Here is a 22289-nt window from a genome sequence, read left to right as displayed (position 1 = left end):
CGGCCAATCTAATCCCGGGCACTGAATGCGGGATGGGAAATCCCCAAGATTCACGTCATCGAAACACACGAAAGCATCACGACAGCGCGTCGAACGCGTCCTCCAGGGCCCGCACGCGCGCCGCCTCCCGGATGGCGGCGCGGTCCCCCTCGAACACGTGCGAGGTCACGAACGTGCCCGACGGGATCGAGACGCCGATGTGGACCGTGCCCACGGGCTGCCCGTCGGGCGAGTCCGGCCCCGCGATCCCGGTCGTCGAGATGCCCATGTCGGCGTCGCGGCCGCCCACCGCGAGCGCGTGCCGCACGCCGTCCGCCATCTGCCGCGCGACCTCGGGATCCACCGCGCCGTGCGCGCGGAGAAGACCGGCGTCGACGCCGAGCAGCGAGGTCTTGATCGCGCTGTCGTACGCGACCACTCCCCCGCGCAGCGTCAGCGAGGCGCCGGGGACCGACACGAGCGACGCCACCACGAGCCCGCCCGTCAGCGACTCGGCCACCCCGAGCGACCAGCCGCGTTCGCGCAGCAGCGAGAGCAGGCCGGCCTCGACGGTCATCGCGCCGCCCGCGCTCCCCGCACCTGCGCGACCACGTAGTCGATCCCGCTCGCGATCGTCAGGATGACAGCGAGCCACATCAGCACCAGCGTGACGATGCTGAACGGCTCGACGCCGATCAGCAGCCAGATCGGGAGCAGCGCCCACGAGAGGGCGACGGCCTGCACGAGGGTCTTGACCTTGCCCATCCACGCGGCCGCGACCACGTGCTCGTTCGCGATGACCAGGCGGTGGATCGTGATCCCCCACTCGCGGATCAGCATCACGATCACCATCCACCAGGGCACCTCGCCGAGGATCGCGAGCCCGATGAAGCCGGCGCCGGTGAGGAGCTTGTCCGCGATCGGGTCGAGGAGCTTGCCCAGGTCGGTCACGATGTCGTGGCGGCGCGCGAGGTAGCCGTCCACCCAGTCCGTCGAGATGCCGACCACGAAGAGGACGGCGGCGATCCAGCGCAGCGCGAGGTCGTCGGCGCCGAGGCGCCCGCCCATCACGAGCAGGATCACGAAGAGGATCGCGAGCGGGATGCGCGCGCTCGTGATCGCGTTGGGCAGCTGCCGGGGGATCGTCATGGGATCAGTCTCGCCCGGTCAGCTGCCAGGCGTCCTCGTCGCCCTCGTCGTCCTCCACCGGATATCCCTGGAACTGCGCCTCGATCGGGTCCTCGCCGTAGCGGTCGTCGCCGTAGCCGTCCTCGGTCGCCGGCGCCTCGGCCGCGGCGGCGGCCGGTGCGGTCCGCGCGGGCGGCTCCTCGCCCTTGATGCGCGCCAGCACCTCGGGGAGCTGCTCCGGCGTCACCAGCACGTCACGCGCCTTGGAGCCCTCGGAGGGCCCGACGATCTCGCGGGATTCGAGCAGGTCCATGAGGCGCCCCGCCTTCGCGAAGCCCACGCGCAGCTTGCGCTGCAGCATCGAGGTCGACCCGAACTGGCTCGTGACGACCAGCTCGGCCGCGGCGAGGAGCACCTCGAGGTCGTCGCCGATGTCCTCGTCGATCTCCTTCTTCTTGGACTCGATGGCCTCCGCGACATCCGCGCGGTACTCGGGCCGGGCCTGGCCCGTGACGTGCTTGACGACGCGGTCGATCTCCTCCTCGGTGACCCACGCGCCCTGCACGCGGATCGCCTTCGAGGAGCCCATGGGCGAGAACAGCGCGTCACCCTGGCCGATCAGCTTGTCGGCGCCGCCCTCGTCGAGGATGACGCGGCTGTCGGTCACGCTCGTCACGGCGAACGCCAGGCGCGACGGCACATTGGCCTTGATCAGGCCCGTCACGACGTTCACCGACGGGCGCTGCGTGGCGAGCACGAGGTGGATGCCGGCCGCGCGCGCGAGCTGGGTGATGCGGACGATCGAGTCCTCGACGTCGCGCGGCGCGACCATCATCAGGTCCGCGAGCTCGTCGACCACGACCAGCAGGTAGGGGTAAGGCTTGAGCACGCGCTCGCTGCCCGCCGGCACCTCCACCTCGCCGCGGGCGAGGGCCGCGTTGAAGTCGTCGACGTGGCGGAAGCCGAACGACGCGAGGTCGTCGTACCGCATGTCCATCTCCTTCACGACCCACTGCAGCGCCTCGGCCGCCTTCTTGGGGTTCGTGATGATGGGCGTGATGAGGTGCGGAACGCCCGCGTAGTTCGTGAGCTCCACGCGCTTGGGGTCGACGAGCACCATGCGCACCTCGCTGGGCTTCGCCCGCATGAGGATGCTCGTGATCATCGAGTTGATGAAGCTCGACTTCCCGGAGCCGGTCGAGCCGGCCACGAGCAGGTGCGGCATCTTGGCGAGGTTCGCGACGACGAAGCCGCCGCCCACGTCCTTGCCCACGCCGACCGTGAGCGGGTGGCTCGACTTCTGCGCGGCGGCCGAGCGCAGCACGTCGCCGAGTGCGACCGTCTCGCGGTCCGTGTTGGGGATCTCGATGCCGATCGCGCTCTTGCCGGGGATCGGCGCGAGGATGCGCACGTCGTTCGACGCGACAGCGTACGAGATGTTGCTCTGAAGCTGCGTGATCCGCTCGACGCGCACGCCGGGCGCGAGCTCGATCTCGTACTGCGTGACGGTCGGGCCGCGCGAGAAGCCCGTGACCTTCGCCTCGACCTTGAACTCGGCGAGCACGCGCGTGAGCTGCTCGACGACGCGGTCGTTGGCCTCGCTGCGCGCCACGGACGGCGGGCCCGCCGACAGCGACGCGGGCGAGGGCAGCACGTACGGCGCGGCCGGCGGCTGCGGGCCGCGCGCGCCCGGGCCGTCCGTTCCGAAGCCGATCAGGCCCGGCAGCTCGCCCGTGTCGGAGTCGTCGCCGTCGCCCACGAGCCCGGTCGAGCCGCGCTCGGCGAGACCGCCGGTCAGGCCGCTGAGCGAGCTGAGCACGGCGGTGGCCGAGTCGGGCTCGGGCTCGGGATCCGCGACGACGATCGCCTTGTCGTAGCCGCCGTCGCGCTGCTCGGTCAGCAGCTCCGTCAGGTCCTGGGGCGAGTCGACGACATCCGGGTCCTCCTCGCGGCCGGACTTGTTGCGGCGCCACCACGGCAGCGCGGCCTCGGCGTCGTCCTGCGGCAGCACCTCGGTCGCGGCGGTGGCCGCCGGGTCGGCCTTGTCGCCGGGCTCGGGGCGCTCGGCGCCGAACATCCAGGCGTACAGGTCACCCAGGCGCTGGCCGATGCGGTTCGGCGGCGTCTTGGTGATGATCAGGACGCTGAGCGCGGCGAGCAGCGACAGCGCGACGTACGCGCCGATGTCGGTGAGCAGCAGCGCGAGCGGCTCCCCGACCATCCACCCGAACAGCCCGCCCGCCTGGCTGAGGGCGGGCATCCCGAGCGAGGGCTGCGGGCGCTCGCCGGCGACGTGGCAGAAGCCGGCGACCGTGAGCGTGAGGAGCGCGAAGCCGATGCCGATCCGGCCGTTGTCGTGCACGGACGACGGGTGCCGGAACAGCCAGCCGGCCAGCAGCAGCAGGGCGACCGGGAAGACGAACGCCGTGCGGCCGATCAGCCCGCCGAAGGTGTAGGCGCTGATGTTCGCGGCGACCTCGTTGCCGATGAAGAACCACTCGGTGACGGCGCCCGCCACCGCGAGGAGCACGACCAGCAGCGGGAATCCGTCGCGGCGCTGATCCTTCTCGAGCGCCTCGAGGCCGAACGCCCGGAACAGGCCGCCGACCGCGTGACCGAGGCCGTTCCAGGCGCGCACGGCCACCGGAGGCCGGTCGGAGGCCTCGAAGTAGGGCTTGGGGGCCGGATCCGGCTTCTTGCGCGCGCGCGAGCCGTTCGCGGCCTCGTTCTTCGAGGCCGCCCGGCTCCTGCTGCCGGAGGTCTTGGACGCGGCGGGCGTGCGTGGCATGCCTCCACGGTACGCGCGGGGGCCGACATCCCGCGGGAGCGACGCCGTGGATGCCGCGGATCCGCGGGGCTGGGCGGCTCAGCCGGCGAGGGCCCGCAGGCGCGCCACGTGGGCGGCGTGCTGCTGCGCGACCCACTCGTCCGCCAGCCGCGCGTCGGTGGTGGGCTCCCCGCCCGCGGCCTCGCGCTCGAGCGCGTCGAGATAGGCGCGATCGCGGGCGAACAGCACGGCGATCGCCTCGGAGCCCCGCGTGACCGGCCCGTGGCCGGGGACGATCACCCGCGTGCCGCGCCGCGCGGCCGAGGATTCGAGCAGATCGAGCGCCGCGCGGTAGTCGCCGACCGGATCGGACGGCGGCTCGCGGTCCTCGCCGGCATGGCCGACGTCGAGCAGCGGGACCTCGCGCTGCGAGAGCATGTCGCCGACCAGCAGGGCCTCCCCCACCGCGAGGGCGAGGTGGCCGGGGACGTGGGCGTCGTGCCGCAGCACCGCGATCCCCGACGGCGCAGGCGGCGGAAGCTCGTCCGCCTCGTCCGGCAGCGCCGCGAGCACGCCGAACAGCTCCTCCTCGAGCCCGGGCGCGGCCTGGGCGGCCTCGGCCCACGAGCGCCCGCGGTCGCCCGCCATCACCGCGACGGCGCGCGCGGTCGCGAACCGGGGCACCTCGCCCAGGTCCGGGTGCCACAGCACGTGGTCCCAGTGCGGGTGCGTCGCCGCGCCCGCCGCGACCCGCCAGCCGCGCGCGCGGATCGCCGCGACGAGCCCGTCGAGCTCGGCCGTCGTGATCCCGGGGTCGACGATCAGGGCCGATCCGGAGCGGTCGACCACCACCGCGGTGTTCGACGCCCAGATCTCCGACTCGGCGACGAACACGCCGGGGGCGACCTCCGCGAGCGACCGAGCGGTCATCCTGCGCGGCTCAGGCCTCGATGACGAGGGGGACGATCATAGGCCGGCGGCGCAGCGACTGGTTCACCCAGCGGCCGATCGTGCGGCGCACGGTCTGCGACAGGGCGTGGTTGTCGCGCACCCCCGACGCCGCTGCCTCCTCGAGCGCCTTGGCGATCTTCGGCTTGACGGCCTCGAACACCGCGTCGTCCTCGGCGATGCCCCGCGCGTGGATCTCGGGGCCCGTGATGATCCGGCCGGTCGCGGCGTCGACCACGACGATGACCGAGACGAAGCCCTCCTCGCCGAGCGTGCGGCGGTCCTTGAGGTCCGCGTCCGTGATCTCCCCCACGGTCGATCCGTCGACGTAGACGAAGCCGAGGTCGAGCTGCCCGGCGACGCGCGCGACGCCGTCCTTCAGGTCGACCACCGTGCCGTTCTCGCCGATGATGGTGCGCTCCTCCGGGATGCCCGTGTCCTGCGCGAGCTTGGCGTTCGCCATCAGGTGCCGGTACTCGCCGTGCACCGGGAGCACGTTCTTGGGCTTGAGGATGTTGTAGCAGTAGAGCAGCTCGCCCGCCGCCGCGTGACCCGAGACGTGGACCTTCGCGTTGGACTTGTGGACGACGTTCGCGCCGAGCTTGGTGAGCCCGTCGATCACGCGGTAGATCGACGTCTCGTTCCCCGGGATCTGGCTCGAGGCGAGGATCACGGTGTCGCCCTCGCCCGGCTCGATCGCGTGGTCGAGGTTGGCCATGCGGCTCAGCACGGCCATCGGCTCGCCCTGCGACCCGGTCGACATGTAGACGATCTGGTCGTCCGGGATGTCCTTGGCCTTCTTGTAGTCGACCAGCACGCCGTCCGGCACCTTCAGGTAGCCGAGCTCGGCGGCGATCGTCATGTTGCGCACCATGCTGCGCCCCAGCAGGGCGACGCGGCGGCCGTTGGCGGCTGCGGCGTCCAGCACCTGCTGCACGCGGTGCACGTGGCTCGAGAAGCTCGCCACGATCACCCGGCCGGGGGTCTTGGAGATCACCTGGTCGATGACCGGGCCGATCGCGCGCTCGGTGGGCGTGAAGCCGGGCACGTCGGCGTTGGTCGAATCGGGCAGGAACAGGTCCACGCCCTCCTCGCCGAGCCGTGCGAACGCGCGCAGGTCGGTGATCCGGCCGTCCAGCGGCAGCTGGTCCATCTTGAAGTCGCCCGTGTGGAGCACGAGGCCGGCCGGCGTGCGGACCGCGACCGCGAGCGCGTCGGGGATCGAGTGGTTGACCGCCACGAACTCCAGGTCGAACGGGCCGATGTCCCAGCTCTCGTCCTCCTTGACCACCGTCAGGAGCGGCTTGATCCGGTGCTCCTTGAGCTTGGCCTCGACGAGCGCGAGCGTGAGGGCCGAGCCGATCAGCGGAATGTCCTGACGCAGCTTGAGCAGGTACGGGACGGCGCCGATGTGGTCCTCGTGGCCGTGCGTGAGGACCACGCCGACGATGTCGTCGAGGCGCCCCTTGATGGGCTCGAAGTCGGGCAGGATCAGGTCGACGCCGGGCTGGTGCTCCTCGGGGAACAGCACGCCGCAGTCGATGATCAGGATCTTGCCGTCGAACTCGTACGTGGTCATGTTGCGGCCGACCTCGCCGAGGCCGCCGAGCGGGGTCACGCGCAGCGTGCCGGGCGCGACAGCGGGGGGATCGTAGACCGGAGTGGACATGGGTCCGCCTTTCGCGGGCGCCGCTCGCGCGGGCCCTTCCGGACGCCCGCGGGGCATCCGGATTCGTTGTTGTGTTGTGCTGTGCGGCCTTCTCGGCCGCGGGAGATCCGTGGGCGCGTCAGCGCGTGGTGCCCGGCACCTTGGGCAGGGCGCCGCCGGCGGCCGCGTTGCGGTCGGGGCGGAAGTTGGAGAAGTCGACGCCGTCGACGTCCTTCACGAGGGCGAGCTCGTCCTCGATGATGGCGGCCTCCCACTCCTCCGGGCCCACGAGCGGCAGGCGCACGCGCGGGCTGGAGATGCGGCCGAGGCCGTGCAGGATGTACTTCGTCGAGACCGTGCCCGGGACGTGCGTCATAACGGCGCGGACGAGCGGCTCGAGCTTCTTGTGCTGCTCGGTGGCCGCGGCCAGGTCGCCGCGGTTCACCGCGTCGACGATCACGCGGTACGGCGCGGCGGCGATGTTGGCCGTCACGCCGATCAGGCCCGTGGCGCCGATCGCGAGGTGCGGCAGCACGTTGGCGTCGTCGCCCGAGAAGTACATCAGGTCGGTCTGGTTGAGCACGCGGCTGACCTCGCTGAAGTCGCCCTTGGCGTCCTTCACCGCGAGGATGTTCGGGTGCTTCGCGAGGCGCAGCATGGTCTCGTACTTGATCGGCACGCCGGTGCGGCCCGGGATGTCGTACAGGATGACCGGCAGATCCGTCGCATCCGCGACCAGCCGGAAGTGCGTCAGGATGCCCGCCTGGGTGGGCTTGTTGTAGTACGGCGTGACGATCATGATGCCGTCGGCGCCGGCCTTCTCGCTCTTCTGGTAGAGCTCGATCGCGTGCGCGGTCTCGTTCGAGCCGCCGCCCGTGATGATCTTGGCGCGGCCCGCGGCGACGTCCTTGCCGACCTCCACGAGGCGGATCTTCTCGGGGTCCGTGAGCGTCGAGGTCTCGCCCGTCGTGCCGGTGACGACGATCCCGTCGGCGCCCGACACGATCACGTCGTCGATGTGCTTCTCGACGGCGGGCCAGTCGACCTCGCCGTCGGCCGTCATCGGAGTGACGAGCGCGACGAGCACCTGTCCGAAGGGGTTGCCCGAGTGCGTCATGGCTCCAGGCTATCGCGCGCGGGCTGGGTGACTCACGCGCGCGGGTTGCCGCGCGGGTGCGCGCGGTGCGCGCAGTCGTCGGATCACGCGCGCAGTCGTCGGAGTTGTGGGGCGCTCGTGACGGACCAGGCGCCAGGAATCACACGCGTCGCGTCGCTCCGACGACTGGGCGGAGGCTCCGACGACCGAGCGTCTCGCGTGCGCCCAGGATCGCCGCCTCGACGATCGACCACTCGTACAGCACCTGCGCGTAGTCGAATCGGAGCGGGATGTACCCGAGCGCCAGTGCGCGGGCGTCGCGACCGAGATCCCTGTGCCGCTTCGACTCGCCATCGTGGTTCTCGCGGCCGTCGACCTCCAGGATGATCCGTCCGTCCAGGATGAAGTCGACGGTTCCGACGCCTTCGATCGGCACCTGCGCCCGCAAGGAGATTCCGAGCCGACCGAGCCGCAGCCGCACGAGCGATTCGAGACCGCTGTCGGCATCCGGCCGAGCGATGTCCACGAGGTACCGCATCCCCGCGTCCAGATGATCGCGGATCCAGGCACGAGCCCGCCCGGTCAGCTTGCCCAGGCGCCAAGCGGACTCGTAGGCGACGAAGAATGCCTCGGCGCCCTGGCATCCGGCGAGCTGCACGAGGGCGCGCGCGACGGAGACCACCCCGGGCCGCGCCGCGCCGGCGTCCCAATGCCCGACGCACGCGCACTGCGGGTGGGCGTGCCGCCGCCCCTTGCCGCCGAGCCACACGTGCACGCCATCGGCGTCGAGGACCCAGACGCCGTGCCGACGAAGGGCGGAGACGCAGGCGAGCGCCCCGCCGTGCACGGCGGCCGTGCGGACATCCTCGAGGGCGGTCGGCAGTGCGTACACGCCTTCGCGGAGGCGGTGGAGCTGACCTGCCGCACAGCACCGCCGCAGGTCCGAGCGACGGGCACCCGCCGCCAGCAGGTCCGCGGCTCTGGCGACTCCGTCCGTCCGCGCCATCCTGGCCGCGATCTCGTCGATGAACATGCCCCGACGGTGGCGCCTCGCCCGTGGCCGCAGGCGGCTCCGGCGTCCGTTTGGGGAGGGTCCGCACGAGTCGGGTGGTTGTGAGCGAGCCATGGCGATCCGGTCGCCCCAGCCCACTCGTCGGATGCGCTGCTCGGTCGTCGGAGCAGTGATGCTTGAGTGACGTCAGCGACCTCATCCGCATCAGCCGCACCACTCATCCGACGACTGCGCGGCGGCCCCGACGACCGCACGCGGGGGTCAGGAGCGGCGGAGGACCTCGAAGCGATAGCGGGTGCCGGTGCGGCTGGTGTGCCAGCCGCCGTCTGCCGGGTCGGAGCGGACGAGGTGCCACGAGTCGTCGATCTCGGGCGCGTAGGCGTCGCCCTCGACGTCGAGGTCGATGCGCGTGACCCAGAGCTCGTCGAGCAGCGGCATGGCCTGGCGGTAGATCTCCGCTCCCCCGATGACCCACACCTCGTCGTCGAGCTTGGCGGCCTCCTCCAGGGCGTCGTCGAGCGAGTGGACGACCTGGGCGCCGGGGGCCTCGAAGCCCTCGTCGCGCGTGATGACGATGTTGGGGCGATCCGGCAGCGGGCGGAAGCGCTCGGGGAAGGACTGCCAGGTGCGGCGGCCCATCAGCACGGGGCATCCGCTCGTGGCGCGCTTGAAGAACGCCAGGTCCTCCGGCAGATCCCACGGCATGCCGCCCTGGGCGCCGATCGCGCCCGTGGACGCCTGTGCCCAGACCGCCCGGATCGGCATCAGACCGCGACCGCGCCGCGGATCGGCGGGTGGTGCTGGTAGTCGTGCAGCGCGAAGTCCTCGAACTCGTACTCGAAGATCGACGCGGGCTTCCGCGTGATCTCGAGCGTCGGGTACGGGTAGGGCTCGCGCGAGAGCTGCTCGGCGACCTGCTCGCGGTGGTTGTCGTAGATGTGGCAGTCGCCGCCGGTCCACACGAACTCGCCGGGCTCGAGACCGGTCTGCTGCGCCATCATGAGCGTCAGGAGCGCGTACGACGCGATGTTGAACGGCACGCCGAGGAACATGTCGGCGCTGCGCTGGTAGAGCTGGCACGACAGCTTCCCGTCGGCGACGTAGAACTGGAACATCGCATGGCACGGCGCGAGCGCCATGTCGGGGATGTCCGCCGGGTTCCACGCCGACACCAGGATGCGCCGCGAGTCGGGGTTCGTCCGGATCTGGTCGACCGCCTGCTGGATCTGGTCGATCTGCTCGCCGCTCGGCGTCGGCCAGGACCGCCACTGCACGCCGTACACGGGCCCGAGTTCGCCCTCGGCGTCGGCCCATTCGTCCCAGATCGTGACGCCGCGCTCCTGCAGCCACCGCACGTTGGAGTCGCCGCGCAGGAACCACAGCAGCTCCAGCGCGACCGACTTGAAGTGCACGCGCTTGGTGGTGATCAGGGGGAAGCTCTGCGAGAGATCGCAGCGCAGCTGGCGGCCGAACACGCTGGTCGTCCCCGTGCCCGTCCGGTCGTCCTTGTGCGTGCCGTGCTCGAGCACGTCGCGCAGCAGGTCCTCATAGGGGGTCGGGATCGCCTGGCTCACGTGATCAGGGTAGCCCGGGCGAGGGACATCCGGATCAGCCGCACGGCGATCCGCGACGGCGCGCGCGGGCGTGGAGTTCTCCCCTCGTTCACCCGCCGGTCGACGGCGCGTCGCCCGGCGTGACCACGCTGGGCGACGTGACATCCCTCCCCCCGCGCCGCCGGCTCGCAACGCCCGCCGCGCTCACCGCACTGACAGCCACCGCCCTCATCGCGGCCCTCGTGCCGGCGCCCGCCGTCGCGCAGACCGCGCCCGCCGCATCGGGCGGCACCCCGCCGGCGCACGCCGCTGCGACGACCGTCCCGACGCTGGTCGCCCGCGCGACGCTGTCGGCCGACTTCCTCGCCCCGGGCCCCGACTCGGGTGCCGCGGTGACGCCGAACAACGGGCGCAGAGGCCCGTTCGACGGCCAGGTCATCCCGGGCTTCTCGGCCATGGTGGACAACGGCGACGGGACGTTCTGGGCGCAGCCCGACAACGGATTCGGCTCGAAGGGCAACTCGGCCGACTTCCTGCTGCGCAACTACCTGGTGCGCCCGGCCTGGCAGACGGCCGAGGGCGGCGCGGGCGAGATCGAGATCGAGTCGTTCATCGAGTACAACGACCGCAACGACGTGCTCGACTTCCCGATCGTGAACGAGGACACCGACGAGCGCCTGCTGACCGGCGCCGACTTCGACATCGAGTCGGTCGTGCGGGCCAAGGACGGCACGTTCTGGGTCGGCGAGGAGTTCGGCCCGTTCCTGCTGCACTTCGACGCCGACGGCACGCTGCTCGAGAAGCCGTTCCCGCTCGAGGGCGCCGCGTCGCCGCAGAGCCCCTACCTCGCGCCGGGCGAGCAGCCCACGGTCGCCGCGAGCCGCGGCTTCGAAGCCATGGCCGGCTCGCAGGACGGCCGCTACCTCTACCCCGTGCTCGAGGGCGCCTACCTCGCCGACGAGGACCAGCGCCGCCGCGTGATCCACCAGTTCGACACCCGCACCGGCGCGTACACCGGCCGCACGTGGTCGTACCAGTCCGACCAGGCCACGGACGTGATCGGCGACGCCTTCGCGACCCCGAACGGCGAGCTGCTGCTCATCGAGCGCGACGACTTCGAGGGCGCGCAGTCGGTCATCAAGCGCGTCTACCGCGTCGACCTGAAGCGCACGGACGCCGAGGGCAACCTCCGCAAGACCCTCGTGCTCGACGCGCTCCGGATCGACAACCCGCACGGCATCGACGCGGGCGAGGGCTACGGCCTCGGCGACACCTACTCGCTGCCCGTGCAGTCGTTCGAGACCGTGCTGCAGCTCCAGGACGGAACGCTGCTGATCGGCAACGACAACAACTATCCCGGCAACGACGCGCGCAACACGGGCACGCCGGATGACACGGAGTTCGCGATCGTCGACCTCGAGCGCACCGTCTCGAAGGCCGACGCCGTGACCGTCGTGGCCCACCGCGGCGCCAGCGGCTACCGCCCCGAGCACACGCTCGCGGCGTACGAGACGGCCATCACGCAGTGCGCCGAGTTCATCGAGCCGGACGTCGTCGCGACGAAGGACGGCGTGCTCGTCGCCCGCCACGAGAACGAGATCGGCGGGACGACGGATGTCGCCAGCCGACCCGAGTTCGCCGACCGACGCACCACGAAGACGATCGACGGCGTCGCGGTGACGGGCTGGTTCACGGAGGACTTCACGCTCGCCGAGCTGCGCACGCTCCGCGCCGAGGAGCGCCTGCCCGACGTGCGCCCGCAGAGCGCCGCGTTCGACGGCCTCTACCTCATCCCGACCCTGGACGAGGTCATGGACCTGGCGCGCCGCTCGCTGACCTGCGACGGCCGCCCGGTCGGCGTCTACCCCGAGACGAAGCACCCGACGTACTTCGACTCGATCGGCCTGTCGCTCGAGGAGCCGCTCGTGGCCCAGCTGCAGCGCAACGAGCTGGATGACGCCGAGGCCCCGGTCATCCTGCAGAGCTTCGAGACCGGCAACCTGCGGGACCTGGACGAGCAGACCGACGTCACGCTCGCGCAGCTCATCAGCAGCTCGGGCGCGCCGTACGACCTGGCCGCCGCGGGCGACCCGCGCACCTACGCCGACCTCGTGACGCCCGAGGGTCTGGCCGAGATCGCGACGTACGCCGACGGGATCGGCGCGGAGAAGAACGTGATCATCCCGCGCAACGCCGACGGCACGCTGTCGGCGCCGAGCCCGGTCGTCGACGACGCCCACGCGGCGGGCCTCGACGTCCACGCGTGGACGTTCCGCGTCGAGAACCGCTTCCTCGCGGCGGACTTCCGCTCGAGCAGCGACCCGAACGCGGCCGGTGACCTGGCCGGCGAGATCCGGGCGTTCCTCGACGCCGGCATCGACGGCCTGTTCAGCGACAACCCCGACATCGCCGCCGCGACCGTCGCGGGCTGACGCACCCAGAACGCGGGGCCGGATCGCCGGAGGGCGATCCGGCCCCGTCCTGTTACCGCGTGCGTCGCCGGCGGGACGCGCCCGTGCCGGTCCGCGTTAGCCTTCCCGCGTGGACCCGATCACCGCCTTCGCCGTGCTCGCGGCCGTGCTCGCGGTCGCGACCGCGATCGGCGTGCTGCTCCGCCGCCGCGAGGGCCGCGTGCGGCACCGCGCGCACGACATCGCGCACGTGTCGGCGCACTCCCTGGGGCTGGATCCGGCGGATGTCGCGTTCGGCGACACCGCGACCCTGCTGCAGTTCAGCACGGAGTACTGCACGCGCTGCCCGGCCGCGCGCCGGCTGCTGGGCGCCGTCGCGGACGAGCGCCCCGGCGTGACGCACGTGGACGTCGACCTCACGCAGCGCCCGCACGTCGCCCGCCACTACGGCGTGCTGCAGACCCCCACCACCCTGATCGTCGACGGACGCGGCGCGGTCCGCGGCCGCATCGGCGGCGCCCCGCGCCGCGACGACGTGATCGCCGAGCTCGACCGCCTCGAGGAGGACGCCCGTGTCTGAGTCACCCGCCGGAATCGACCCGCGCGGACCGCGCTTCGCGGCCGCCATCACGACCGTGCTGCTCGCGGTCGCGACGTACCTCGCGCTGGTGGGCACGTCGCCGCGGGTCAGCGAACCCGTCAGCTTCGGCTGGTTCGCGTACCAGCCGCTCACCGGCGCGGCGTTCCATCCCGGTCTCGCGCCGTGGCGGCACCTCGCCGATCCCGCGTTCATCCTGCTGGTCGTCATCGCCGCCCTGTTCCTGTGGGCCGTCGTCTCGCCCCGCACCGCGCCGTGGGGCGTCGTGTTCCGCCACCTCGTGCGGCCGCACCTGGCGCCGCCCGCCGAGCTCGAGGACCCCCGCCCGCCGCGGTTCGCGCAGGGCGTGGGCCTGTGTGTCACGGGCGCGGGACTCATCCTGCACGCCGCCGGCGTGCCGTGGGCGCTCGTGATCGCGGCCGCAGCTGCGCTGATCGCCGCGTTCCTGAACGCGGCGTTCGGCTTCTGCCTCGGCTGCCAGATCTACCTGCTGCTGCAGCGGGCCCGCCTGATCGGACGCTCCCGGGCCGTATGACCCGTGACGTCGGCGCGGGGCGTCGATAGGCTGGCCGCGACCGCAACCGCACCGATTCGGAGGACGTCATGACCGTCACGAGCGAAGCCACCACCGCCTGGACCGGAAGCCTGATGGAGGGATCCGGGACCGTCTCGTTCGGATCCGGGATCGGATCGTTCCCCGTGAACTGGAAGGCGCGTTCCGAGGGCTCGGACTCGACCACCACGCCCGAGGAGCTCATCGCCGCCGCGCACGCCTCCTGCTTCAGCATGGCGCTGTCGCACGCTCTGGCGCAGAACGGCACCCCGCCCGAGAAGCTCGACACGACCGCCTCGGTCACGTTCAAGCCGGGCACCGGCATCACCGGCAGCCACCTCAACGTCAACGCGGTCGTCCCCGGCCTCGACGCCGCCAAGTTCCAGGAGATCGCGGAGGGCGCCAAGTCGGGCTGCCCGGTCTCGCAGGCGCTCGCGGGCGTCGACATCACTCTGGAGGCGACGCTTGCGTAGCAAGCCGCTTCCGGTCGTTGAGCGAGGAGCGCAGCGACGAGTCGAAACGCAGACGCTGGCCTGATGCACGTCGTCGTCGGGGGCGCGTCCGGTCTGATCGGGCGCGCCCTCGTCTCGTCTCTGGAGCACGACGGCGCGCGAGTCACGCGGCTCGTGCGCCGGGATCCCGCGGGCCCGGACGAGGTGCGCTGGCTGGACGGCCATCCGCTCGACCCCGCGGTCCTCGCCGGCGCCGACGCGGTCGTGGGGCTCAACGGCGCGAGCATCGGCCGCCTGCCGTGGACGCGCCGCTACCGCAGCGAACTGGTGTGGTCGCGACTCACGCCGACGCGCGCGCTCGCCCGGGCGATCGAGGCGCTGCCCGCCCGTGAGCGCCCGCTGCTCGTGTCGGCCAGCGGCGTCGGGTACTACGGCTCCGCGCCGGGACGGGTGCTCACGGAGGAGGCGCCCGCCGGCGACACGTTCCTCGCCGCCCTCTGCGTCGAGTGGGAGAACGCCGCGCGCATCGCCGGCGACCGGGTCGCGCTGCTGCGCACCGCCCCCGTGGTGCACGCCGAGGGCGTGCTGAAGCCGCTGATCGCGCTCACGCGCGCGGGCGTGTCCGGCCCGATCGGCCCCGGCACGCAGGCCTGGCCGTGGATCTCGCTCGACGACGAGATCGCGGCCATCCGGCACGTGATCGACGCCGGGCTCACCGGGCCGGTGAATCTCGCCGGCCCGACACGCGCGACGGCGAACGACCTGGGCTTCGCGCTGGCGGTCCGGATGAACCGGCCGTTCGTCGTGCCCGCTCCCGCGCTCGCCCTGCGCGCGGCGCTCGGGGCGGATGCCGCCGAGGGTCTGCTCCTGGCCGACGCGCACGTCGTCCCCGACGCGCTGCGGACATCCGGGTTCGCGTTCCGGCATCCGACCGTCGAGGACGCGATCGCCGCGGCGATCCCGGCCTAGCGGCTCAGCGCGTCGCCGCCTCGCGCCGGATGGCCTCGCGCGCGGCGCCGCGCGCCCGGCGACGGTCGCCCGCGGCGTCGTAGGCCAGGCTGAGGCGGAACCACGCGCGCCAGTCGTCGGGCGCCGCCTCGACCTCGGCGCGGTAGCGCGGGAACAGCGCGTCGCCGTCCGCGCGCGAGATGCGGCCGCTCGGGGTCGTGGCGACCACGTCGTCGGGAAGGCCGCCCTCGGCCTCCAGGCGACGAGCCAGCTGCTCCGCGCGCACGCCGAACCAGAGCTCGCGCCCCAGGGCCCAGATCGCGATCAGCGGCAGGGCGATGAGCGCGACGCCCATCGCGATGCCCACGGGCTCCCCGGTCTGCACGAGCTGCGCGGCCCGCCATCCGATGAGCACGATGTAGAGCGCCAGAAGCGCGGCCATCACGGCCACGCCGATGCGGACGCTCACGCGCTGGTCGCCTGCGCGACCTGGCCGGGCGCCGTGCCCGCGTCGACGGGCTTGCCGTCGAGCGTGCGGGGCGCGCCGAAGCCGATGTCGATGAAGCTCTCCAGACCGATCACGACGCCGCGCACGTCGGCCGCGTGCTCGAGCGCGATCCGGATGCCCGGCGCGTACGCGGCGGCGGGATCCGTCGTGTCGTGCACGATCGACAGCGCCTCGCCCGGGCCGGACAGGATCGTCTCCTGGCGCGCGATCACGCCGGGGCGGCGGAGCGAGTGAACGGGAACGCTGGCGACCTGCTGGCCGCGGGCGCGCTGGTCGGCGTGCGGGGCCTCGACGGGGGCGCGGCGGGCAGCCGTGATCAGCTCGGCCGTGCGCACGGCCGTCCCGCTCGGCGAATCGACCTTGGTGTCGCGGTGCGCCTCGACGATCTCGGCGAACGGGAAGAACCGCGCCGAGGCCGCGGCGATCGCGCTGCCGATCACGGAGCCCAGCGAGAAGTTCGGGATGAACACCGCGCCCGTGCCGGCGGCGTCCACGAGGGGGCGCACGAGCGCGATGCGCTCGGCCGACCAGCCGCTCGTGCCGACCAGCACGTTCAGGCCGCGCTCGATCGCGGCGCGGACGACGTCGATGCTGACCGCCGGAGTGGACGCGTCGACCACGAGGTCCGCACCGTCGAGCTCGGCCAGGTCGCTGCCCGAGCCGAGCACCGAGACGACCTCGAAGCCGTCGAGCTCGCCGATGACCTCGTGGATGATGCTCCCGAGCTTGCCGGTGCCGCCGACGAGGGCGATCCGTGTCGTCATGCGCTCCATCCTATTGGCCCGCATACCGCCGCGTCCGGGGCCGCGCCGTGACGCATAGGCTCGGATCGTGATGGAATTCCGCGCCGCCTCCCCCGCCGATCCGGATGCCCACGAGCTGATCGTCGAGTACTTCGCGGAGCGCGCGGCCGGCTTCCCCGGCGAGTACCGCCCGACGTTCCCCGCCGCCGACGCGTTCACGCCGCCGGACGGCGTCCTGCTCCTCGTCGAGCACGACGAGCGCGGCCTGATCGGGTGCGGCGCGATCCGCCGCATCGCCGACGGCCCGCACGGCGCGCGCTTCGAGATCAAGCACGTCTTCATGCGCCCGGCCGCGCGCGGCCTGGGCGCCGGTCGCCTGCTGCTCGAGGAGCTCGAGCGCCGCGCCCTCAGCTGGGACGCGCGGGAGCTCGTGCTCGACACCCATCACACGCTGGAGGCCGCCGCTGCGCTCTACGCCCGCACCGGCTTCACCGCGATCGACCCCTACAACGACAACCCCAACGCCACGCGCTGGTACGGCAAGCCGCTGGCGTGACGCCACGTCGCCAGTTCAGGGGATCCCGGCTGCTCAGGGCGGGATCCGTCCGATGCGCCCTGAGAACGTGGGATCCCGGTGCGAAGCAGGGAGACAGTCGGTGTGAGCCATGACGACACGGCCCGCACGCGCGGGCTCTACGCTGCGGTCGCCGACGCCTACGCCGCGGCGCTGCCCGACACGCGCGCGGAGTCGGACGCGGACCTCGCGCTGATCGGCCGCTTCGTGGCGTCGTTGCCGCCGGGTGACGCGCCGGTCCTCGACGCGGGCTGCGGGACGGGCCGGATGCTCGGCTACCTCGCTGGGCGCGGCGTCTCAACGCTCACCGGTGTCGACCTGTCGCCTGAGATGCTCGCGCACGCCAAGCTGTCGCATCCGGATGTCCCGCTCGCCGTCGCGGATCTGCGCGCTTTGCCGGTCGCCGATGGCGCGGTGCGCGGCATCCTGTGCTGGTACGCCGTCATCCACACGCCGGACGCCGGGATCCCGGCGATCGCCGCGGAGTTCGCCCGTGGGACGGCGCCCGGCGGGGCGGTGCTGCTCGCGTTCCAGGCCGGCACGGGCGAGCGGACATCGCCCGGCGCGTACGGCCAGGACGTGACCCTGCACGCCGTCCTGCACGAACCCGCGCGGGTGGCCGAGGTGTTCGAGCACGTCGGGTTCGACATCGTCGAGACCGTCAGGCGCGCGCCGAGCGGCCACGAGCGGCATCCGCAGGGCTTCGTGCTCGCGCGTCGCCGGTGACGCGCCCGGTCGTCGGATGGGCCACCCAGTCGTCGGATCGCATGGTCCGTTCGTCGGGTTGGTGGGGCGGATGTGCACGCCTGAGGCTCACGAGGCGACACCAGCCCCGCGGATCCGACGAGCGGCCCGGCGGTCCGACGACTCGCGCCGGATCAGAACGGGAAGGGCTCGGGGAGGCCCGTGCGGAGCTCGACCGGGAGGTGCGCCTGGTCGTTGTGCGTGAGGAGGGTCCAGGGGCGGCCCTGGCGCTGGCCGATGACCGTGAGGCCGCAGTTGGCCTGGTTGAGGGTCATCCAGCGCCACTCGGGCGCCTCGAGGACCTCGCGCACGAACCACGAGATCACGAAGTTGTGCGTGATGAGCAGCTCGTGGACGTCGCCCTGCTTGCGCACCAGGAACTCCCCGACCGCGTCGGCCATCTGCGCCTTGCCCGCCTCGAGCTGCGCCTCGGTCACGCCGCCGAAGAACGGCTCGAACACGGCCGGCGTCTCCTCGGTCATGCCGCTGGGCACGCAGTCGAACAGGAGCGCGTGGGGCTGCGGCTCGACGGCGGGCATGCGCTCCGCGATGATCCGGGCCGTGTCGGTCGCGCGGACGAGCGGCGAGTGCCACACGGCGTCGAACGGGATGCCCGAGAGCCGGTCCGCGATCAGCTCGGCCTGGCGCCGGCCGCGGGGCGACAGCGGGCCGTCCTCCATGCCGTGCTCGGCATCCTGCTGCTCGCCATGCCGGACGAGGTAGATGTAGTGCGCCACCGCGGCCTCACCCCGTCCTTCGTCCTGCTCGCGTATCCGTCGTCTGTCGTTGATCGGACCGCGCGGGATGACGCGGGGCGTCGAAGCGGGGTCCTCCCCCACACTACGTGACGCGTCCGACGCGCGCCGAGGACGGTCACGGAAGCGTCACACAGCGGGACGCCCGGTCTACTCGGCGGCCTTCGTCAGGTCGGAGAGGTGGCCGCGGGTGAGGCGCACGCCGACGCCCTGCACGAGCTCGTCGATGTGCGTCGGCGAGTATGCGTTCACGATGGGCGCGACCACGCCGCGCTGGGCCAGCAGCCAGGCCATCGCGATCGCTGCATGCGGCACCCCGAGCTCGGCCGAGATCGCGTCGAGCGCCTTCAGCACGCGCGTGCCCCGGCGGTTCAGGGACTCGGCCAGCTGGTGCCCGCGGGCCAGGGTCGTGATGTCGCGGCGGCTGCGGTGCCGGCCGGAAAGGAACCCGTGCTCGAGCGCGTGAGACGGCGTCACGGCCAGGCCCTGCGCTCCGGCCACGAGCCGGATGTCGCCCTCGAACTCGCGGCGCCTCATGAGGTTGTAGGGCACGTCGAGCGCCTCGAGGCGCGGGTAGCCCGCGGACGCCAGGATGCGCGCCTCCACGAGGTGCTCGGCCGTGAACGCGTACGCGCCGACGTGCCGCACCTTGCCGGCCTCGATCAGCCACTCGGCGGTCGCCAGCGTGTCCTCGATGGACCGCACCCGCTCGGCCGACGCGTCGAGGTACAGCACGTCGATCCGGTCGGTGCCGAGACGCGTCAGCGACGCCTCCACGGCGCGCACCAGGTTGACCGACCCCAGTCCGGGGTTGTCGGGGTGGTCGCCGACGCGCACGGCCAGCACGATGTCGTCGCGCACGCGGCGCGTGGCCATCCAGCGCCCGATGATGTGCTCGCTGCGTCCGGCCGCGTAGCAGTCGGCGGTGTGCACCGCGTTGCCGCCCGCCGCGACGAAGTGGTCGAGGAGCGCGTGCGCGCGCTCCTGGTCGGTGGTCCAGCCGAACTCGGCGCCGCCGAGCATGAGCGGGAAGACCTCGAGGCCCGTGTCGCCGAGCGTCTCGCGGAGGAAGGAGCCCAGCGAGGGGCCCTGCACCGGGATCGGCGCCGAGGGGTGCTCGGAGGCGACTCCCGGGCGCTCGAGGGCGACCGCGAGCGGCGTCTGCGGAGTCGACCCGTCACCGGATCGGGCCCTGCCGGCCTGTGCCTCGTCCATGCCCCCACCCCCTCACGGGCGACCGGGGAGGTGCGCCCGTGTCACGCCAGCGATCGGCGTGTGCTTCGAGCGTATTCCAGGCCCCGGACGCCCGCGCTCGCCGCGCCGATAACGCTTTCGTCACGCGCTTGTGGGATCGCGCCAGGTGGACGTCCCCCACGCGGAACGCCCCGCCCATCCGGAGGATGAGCGGGGCGTTCGCGGACTCGGACGGATCAGGCCTCGGCGGGAGCCTCGGTCTGCTCGGCCTGCGCCTCGTTCTCGTCGATGACGGGCTCGAGGGCCATCTTGCCGCGGTCGTCGATCTCGGCGATGCGCACGAGGATCTTCTGACCCACGGACACGACGTCCTCGATGTTCTCGACGCGCTTGCCGCCGTTCAGCTTGCGGATCTGCGTCACGTGCATGCGACCGTCCTTGCCGGGCAGCAGCGAGATGAACGCGCCCGACGGGATGATCTTCACGACCGTGCCGAGGAACTGCTCGCCGACCTCCGGGTTGGTGGGGTTGGCGATCGCGTTCACCTGGGCACGGGCGGCCTCGGCCGAGGGGCCGTCGGTCGCGCCGATGTAGACGGTGCCGTCCTCCTCGATCGAGATCTGCGCGCCGGTCTCGTCCTGGATCGCGTTGATCGTCTTGCCCTTGGGGCCGATCAGCTCGCCGATCTTGTCGACGGGGATCTGCACGCTGATCACGCGCGGAGCCGTCGGCGCCATCTCGTCCGGGGCGTCGATCGCGGCGTCGAGCACCTCGAGGATGCGCAGACGCGCGTCCTTCGCCTGCGTCAGCGCGCCGGCCAGCACCTCCGAGGGGATGCCGTCGAGCTTGGTGTCGAGCTGGATCGCCGTGACGAACTCGCGCGTGCCCGCGACCTTGAAGTCCATGTCGCCCAGGGCGTCCTCGGCGCCGAGGATGTCGGTCAGCGCGGCGTAGCGCGTCTGGCCGTCGACCTCGTCCGAGACCAGGCCCATGGCGATGCCGGCGACCGAGGCGCGCAGCGGCACACCGGCGTTCAGCAGCGACAGCGTCGAGGCGCAGACCGAGCCCATCGACGTCGAGCCGTTCGAGCCCAGCGCCTCCGAGACCTGGCGGATCGCGTAGGGGAACTCCTCGCGGCTCGGCAGCACCGGCACGAGCGCGCGCTCGGCCAGGAAGCCGTGCCCGATCTCGCGACGCTTCGGGCTGCCCACGCGGCCGGTCTCACCGGTCGAGTAGGGCGGGAAGTTGTAGTGGTGCATGTACCGCTTGCTCGTCGTGGGCGACAGCGAGTCGATCTGCTGCTCCATCTTGAGCATGTTCAGCGTGGTGACGCCCAGGATCTGGGTCTCGCCGCGCTGGAAGATCGCCGAGCCGTGGACGCGCGGGATGACCTGCACCTCGGCGTCGAGCGGGCGGATGTCGGCCAGACCGCGGCCGTCGATGCGGACGCCCTCGGTCAGGATGCGGCCGCGCACGATCTTCTTGGTGACCGACTTGTAGGCGGCGGCGAACTCGAGCGGGGCCGCGGCGGGCAGCTCGCCGGCCTCGACCTTCTCGATCAGCTCGGCCTTGACGCGGTCCTTGACCTCGTCGTCGGCGGCCTGACGCGTCTGCTTGTCGGCGATCTGGTAGACCTTCGCCAGCTCGTCGTAGGCGCGCTCGTTCACGAACGCGAACGTCTCCTCGCTGTAGGCGGGGAAGACCGGGAACTCCAGCGGCTCCTTCGACGACTTCGCGGCCATCTCCGCCTGGGCGGCGACGAGCTGCTTGATGAAGGGCTTCGAGGCCTCGAGGCCCTGGGCCACGATCTCCTCGCTCGGCTTCGTGGCGCCCGACTTGATCAGGTTCCAGCTGTGCTCCGTGGCCTCCGCCTCGACCATCATGATCGCGACGTCCTCGGAGCCGTCCTCCTTCGTGACGACGCGTCCCGCGACCACGAGGTCGAAGACGGCCGACTCGAGCAGCTCGGCGTTCGGGAACGCGACCCACTGGTCGGCGTTCTCGCCCTGGCCGGGGATGAGCGCCAGGCGCACACCCGCGATGGGGCCCGAGAACGGCAGACCCGAGATCTGGGTCGACGCCGACGCGGCGTTGATCGCGAGCGCGTCGTAGAACTCGCCGGGCGCGATCGAGAGGACCGTGACGACGATCTGGATCTCGTTGCGCAGGCCGTCGACGAACGACGGGCGCAGCGGCCGGTCGATCAGGCGGCAGACCAGGATGGCCTCCGTCGAGGGGCGACCCTCGCGGCGGAAGAACGAGCCCGGGATCTTACCGGCGGCGTACGAGCGCTCCTCGACGTCGACGGTCAGCGGGAAGAAGTCGAAGCCCTCGCGCGGGTGCTTGCTCGCGCTCGTGGCCGAGAGGAGCATCGTCTCCTCGTCGAGGTATGCGGCGACGGCGCCCTGCGCCTGCTGCGCGAGACGACCGGTCTCGAAGCGGATCGTGCGGGTGCCGAAGCGGCCGTTGTCGAGAACGGCCTCGGCGGCGGTGATTTCAGGACCTTCCAAGAGGTCTGTCTCCTTCAGTCTGTGCGCGGCAGAGCGCCGCGCAGCTACGTCAGGAGCAGGGAACAGGCAGATATGGGCTCAAGGCGCATCGTTCACGCTCGCCTGCGCTGGCCACCAGGAGAAATCCACCAGAGACGGATCCGGGATCCGGGCCTGGGAGACCACTTC

The 22289-nt window shown here is 72.2% G+C and carries 21 protein-coding genes; 7 read left to right on the top strand and 14 right to left on the bottom strand.

Going from position 1 to position 22289, the window contains the following annotated elements; all coding sequences use genetic code 11:
• Positions 1-76 precede the first annotated feature (76 nt).
• The 9 genes from ASD19_RS12645 to ASD19_RS12605 form a co-directional block, all read right to left on the bottom strand.
• Positions 77-556: a CinA family protein gene (locus ASD19_RS12645; RefSeq protein ID WP_055993295.1), complete on the bottom strand. Its 480-nt coding sequence runs from the start codon at positions 554-556 to the stop codon at positions 77-79.
• Positions 553-1128: a CDP-diacylglycerol--glycerol-3-phosphate 3-phosphatidyltransferase gene (gene pgsA / locus ASD19_RS12640; RefSeq protein ID WP_055993293.1), complete on the bottom strand. Its 576-nt coding sequence runs from the start codon at positions 1126-1128 to the stop codon at positions 553-555. The genes ASD19_RS12645 and pgsA overlap by 4 nt, the downstream gene beginning before the upstream one ends.
• A gap of 4 nt (positions 1129-1132) precedes the next feature.
• Positions 1133-3895, bottom strand: coding sequence for an FtsK/SpoIIIE family DNA translocase (locus ASD19_RS12635; RefSeq protein WP_055993291.1), 2763 nt, complete (start codon positions 3893-3895; stop codon positions 1133-1135).
• 78 nt (positions 3896-3973) lie between these two features.
• The gene (locus ASD19_RS12630) at positions 3974-4804 is read right to left on the bottom strand and encodes an MBL fold metallo-hydrolase (protein ID WP_055993289.1); all 831 of its coding nucleotides are present in this window, start codon (positions 4802-4804) and stop codon (positions 3974-3976) included.
• A 10-nt stretch (positions 4805-4814) separates the two neighbouring features.
• The gene (locus ASD19_RS12625) at positions 4815-6491 is read right to left on the bottom strand and encodes a ribonuclease J (RefSeq protein WP_055993287.1); all 1677 of its coding nucleotides are present in this window, start codon (positions 6489-6491) and stop codon (positions 4815-4817) included.
• Positions 6492-6609: 118 nt separating this feature from the next.
• The gene (dapA, locus tag ASD19_RS12620; protein WP_055993285.1) at positions 6610-7587 is read right to left on the bottom strand and encodes a 4-hydroxy-tetrahydrodipicolinate synthase; all 978 of its coding nucleotides are present in this window, start codon (positions 7585-7587) and stop codon (positions 6610-6612) included.
• Between the two features lie 139 nt (positions 7588-7726).
• A complete protein-coding gene (locus tag ASD19_RS12615) occupies positions 7727-8458 on the bottom strand; it encodes a DUF559 domain-containing protein (protein WP_235563051.1) in 732 nt (243 codons plus the stop codon).
• Between the two features lie 381 nt (positions 8459-8839).
• Positions 8840-9343, bottom strand: coding sequence for a dihydrofolate reductase (locus ASD19_RS12610; RefSeq protein WP_055993283.1), 504 nt, complete (start codon positions 9341-9343; stop codon positions 8840-8842).
• On the bottom strand, positions 9343-10152 hold the full coding sequence (locus tag ASD19_RS12605; RefSeq protein ID WP_055993281.1) for a thymidylate synthase: 810 nt from the start codon (positions 10150-10152) through the stop codon (positions 9343-9345). Before ASD19_RS12605 ends, ASD19_RS12610 begins: the two co-directional genes overlap by 1 nt.
• Positions 10153-10289: 137 nt before the next feature.
• Between ASD19_RS12605 and ASD19_RS12600 the strand changes: the two genes are divergently transcribed.
• The 5 genes from ASD19_RS12600 to ASD19_RS12580 all read left to right on the top strand — a co-directional run bounded on the left by ASD19_RS12600 (position 10290) and on the right by ASD19_RS12580 (position 15114).
• Positions 10290-12563 carry an esterase-like activity of phytase family protein gene (locus tag ASD19_RS12600; RefSeq protein WP_055993425.1) on the top strand — a complete coding sequence of 758 codons (2274 nt, stop codon included), beginning with the start codon at positions 10290-10292 and terminating at the stop codon, positions 12561-12563.
• A gap of 109 nt (positions 12564-12672) precedes the next feature.
• A complete protein-coding gene (locus ASD19_RS12595; protein WP_055993279.1) occupies positions 12673-13122 on the top strand; it encodes a TlpA family protein disulfide reductase in 450 nt (149 codons plus the stop codon).
• On the top strand, positions 13115-13675 hold the full coding sequence (locus ASD19_RS12590; protein ID WP_055993277.1) for a DUF4395 domain-containing protein: 561 nt from the start codon (positions 13115-13117) through the stop codon (positions 13673-13675). The genes ASD19_RS12595 and ASD19_RS12590 overlap by 8 nt, the downstream gene beginning before the upstream one ends.
• A gap of 68 nt (positions 13676-13743) precedes the next feature.
• Positions 13744-14166, top strand: a complete 423-nt coding sequence (locus ASD19_RS12585) for an OsmC family protein (protein ID WP_055993275.1) — start codon at positions 13744-13746, stop codon at positions 14164-14166.
• A 63-nt stretch (positions 14167-14229) separates the two neighbouring features.
• The gene (locus tag ASD19_RS12580) at positions 14230-15114 is read left to right on the top strand and encodes a TIGR01777 family oxidoreductase (protein WP_055993273.1); all 885 of its coding nucleotides are present in this window, start codon (positions 14230-14232) and stop codon (positions 15112-15114) included.
• Between the two features lie 4 nt (positions 15115-15118).
• Here the strand turns inward: ASD19_RS12580 and ASD19_RS12575 are convergent, their stop codons facing one another.
• The gene (locus ASD19_RS12575; protein ID WP_156377198.1) at positions 15119-15562 is read right to left on the bottom strand and encodes a hypothetical protein; all 444 of its coding nucleotides are present in this window, start codon (positions 15560-15562) and stop codon (positions 15119-15121) included.
• On the bottom strand, positions 15559-16365 hold the full coding sequence (gene dapB / locus ASD19_RS12570; protein WP_055993271.1) for a 4-hydroxy-tetrahydrodipicolinate reductase: 807 nt from the start codon (positions 16363-16365) through the stop codon (positions 15559-15561). Before dapB ends, ASD19_RS12575 begins: the two co-directional genes overlap by 4 nt.
• Before the next feature lie 70 nt (positions 16366-16435).
• On the opposite strand from dapB, the gene ASD19_RS12565 reads away from it, so the two are divergent.
• Together ASD19_RS12565 and ASD19_RS12560 are read left to right on the top strand one after the other, a co-directional pair.
• Entirely contained in the window at positions 16436-16900 is a 465-nt protein-coding gene (locus ASD19_RS12565) for a GNAT family N-acetyltransferase (protein WP_055993269.1), read from the top strand.
• 102 nt (positions 16901-17002) lie between these two features.
• Positions 17003-17644, top strand: coding sequence for a class I SAM-dependent methyltransferase (locus ASD19_RS12560; RefSeq protein ID WP_055993267.1), 642 nt, complete (start codon positions 17003-17005; stop codon positions 17642-17644).
• 152 nt (positions 17645-17796) lie between these two features.
• Here ASD19_RS12560 and ASD19_RS12555 read toward each other — a convergent pair whose 3' ends face one another.
• The 3 genes from ASD19_RS12555 to ASD19_RS12545 all read right to left on the bottom strand — a co-directional run bounded on the left by ASD19_RS12555 (position 17797) and on the right by ASD19_RS12545 (position 22121).
• Complete coding sequence (locus tag ASD19_RS12555; protein ID WP_055993265.1) at positions 17797-18399, bottom strand: histidine phosphatase family protein; 603 nt, start codon at positions 18397-18399, stop codon at positions 17797-17799.
• Between the two features lie 168 nt (positions 18400-18567).
• The gene (locus tag ASD19_RS12550; RefSeq protein ID WP_082543179.1) at positions 18568-19632 is read right to left on the bottom strand and encodes an aldo/keto reductase; all 1065 of its coding nucleotides are present in this window, start codon (positions 19630-19632) and stop codon (positions 18568-18570) included.
• 215 nt (positions 19633-19847) lie between these two features.
• The gene (locus tag ASD19_RS12545) at positions 19848-22121 is read right to left on the bottom strand and encodes a polyribonucleotide nucleotidyltransferase (protein WP_055993263.1); all 2274 of its coding nucleotides are present in this window, start codon (positions 22119-22121) and stop codon (positions 19848-19850) included.
• Positions 22122-22289 lie beyond the last annotated feature (168 nt).

It is taken from the genome of Microbacterium sp. Root53 (assembly GCF_001426925.1).
GTDB lineage: Bacteria > Actinomycetota > Actinomycetes > Actinomycetales > Microbacteriaceae > Microbacterium.
This window is presented reverse-complemented; position numbering and strand designations above follow the sequence as displayed.

Bases quoted from the DNA above. Each gene is read 5' to 3' on its own strand.
- ASD19_RS12645 (WP_055993295.1), bottom strand. From the start codon at position 556: ATGACCGTCGAGGCCGGCCTGCTCTCGCTGCTGCGCGAACGCGGCTGG.
- pgsA (WP_055993293.1), bottom strand. From the start codon at position 1,128: ATGACGATCCCCCGGCAGCTGCCCAACGCGATCACGAGCGCGCGCATC.
- ASD19_RS12635 (WP_055993291.1), bottom strand. From the start codon at position 3,895: ATGCCACGCACGCCCGCCGCGTCCAAGACCTCCGGCAGCAGGAGCCGG.
- ASD19_RS12630 (WP_055993289.1), bottom strand. From the start codon at position 4,804: ATGACCGCTCGGTCGCTCGCGGAGGTCGCCCCCGGCGTGTTCGTCGCC.
- ASD19_RS12625 (WP_055993287.1), bottom strand. From the start codon at position 6,491: ATGTCCACTCCGGTCTACGATCCCCCCGCTGTCGCGCCCGGCACGCTG.
- dapA (WP_055993285.1), bottom strand. From the start codon at position 7,587: ATGACGCACTCGGGCAACCCCTTCGGACAGGTGCTCGTCGCGCTCGTC.
- ASD19_RS12610 (WP_055993283.1), bottom strand. From the start codon at position 9,343: ATGCCGATCCGGGCGGTCTGGGCACAGGCGTCCACGGGCGCGATCGGC.
- ASD19_RS12585 (WP_055993275.1), top strand. From the start codon at position 13,744: ATGACCGTCACGAGCGAAGCCACCACCGCCTGGACCGGAAGCCTGATG.
- ASD19_RS12580 (WP_055993273.1), top strand. From the start codon at position 14,230: ATGCACGTCGTCGTCGGGGGCGCGTCCGGTCTGATCGGGCGCGCCCTC.
- dapB (WP_055993271.1), bottom strand. From the start codon at position 16,365: ATGACGACACGGATCGCCCTCGTCGGCGGCACCGGCAAGCTCGGGAGC.
- ASD19_RS12565 (WP_055993269.1), top strand. From the start codon at position 16,436: ATGGAATTCCGCGCCGCCTCCCCCGCCGATCCGGATGCCCACGAGCTG.
- ASD19_RS12550 (WP_082543179.1), bottom strand. From the start codon at position 19,632: ATGGACGAGGCACAGGCCGGCAGGGCCCGATCCGGTGACGGGTCGACT.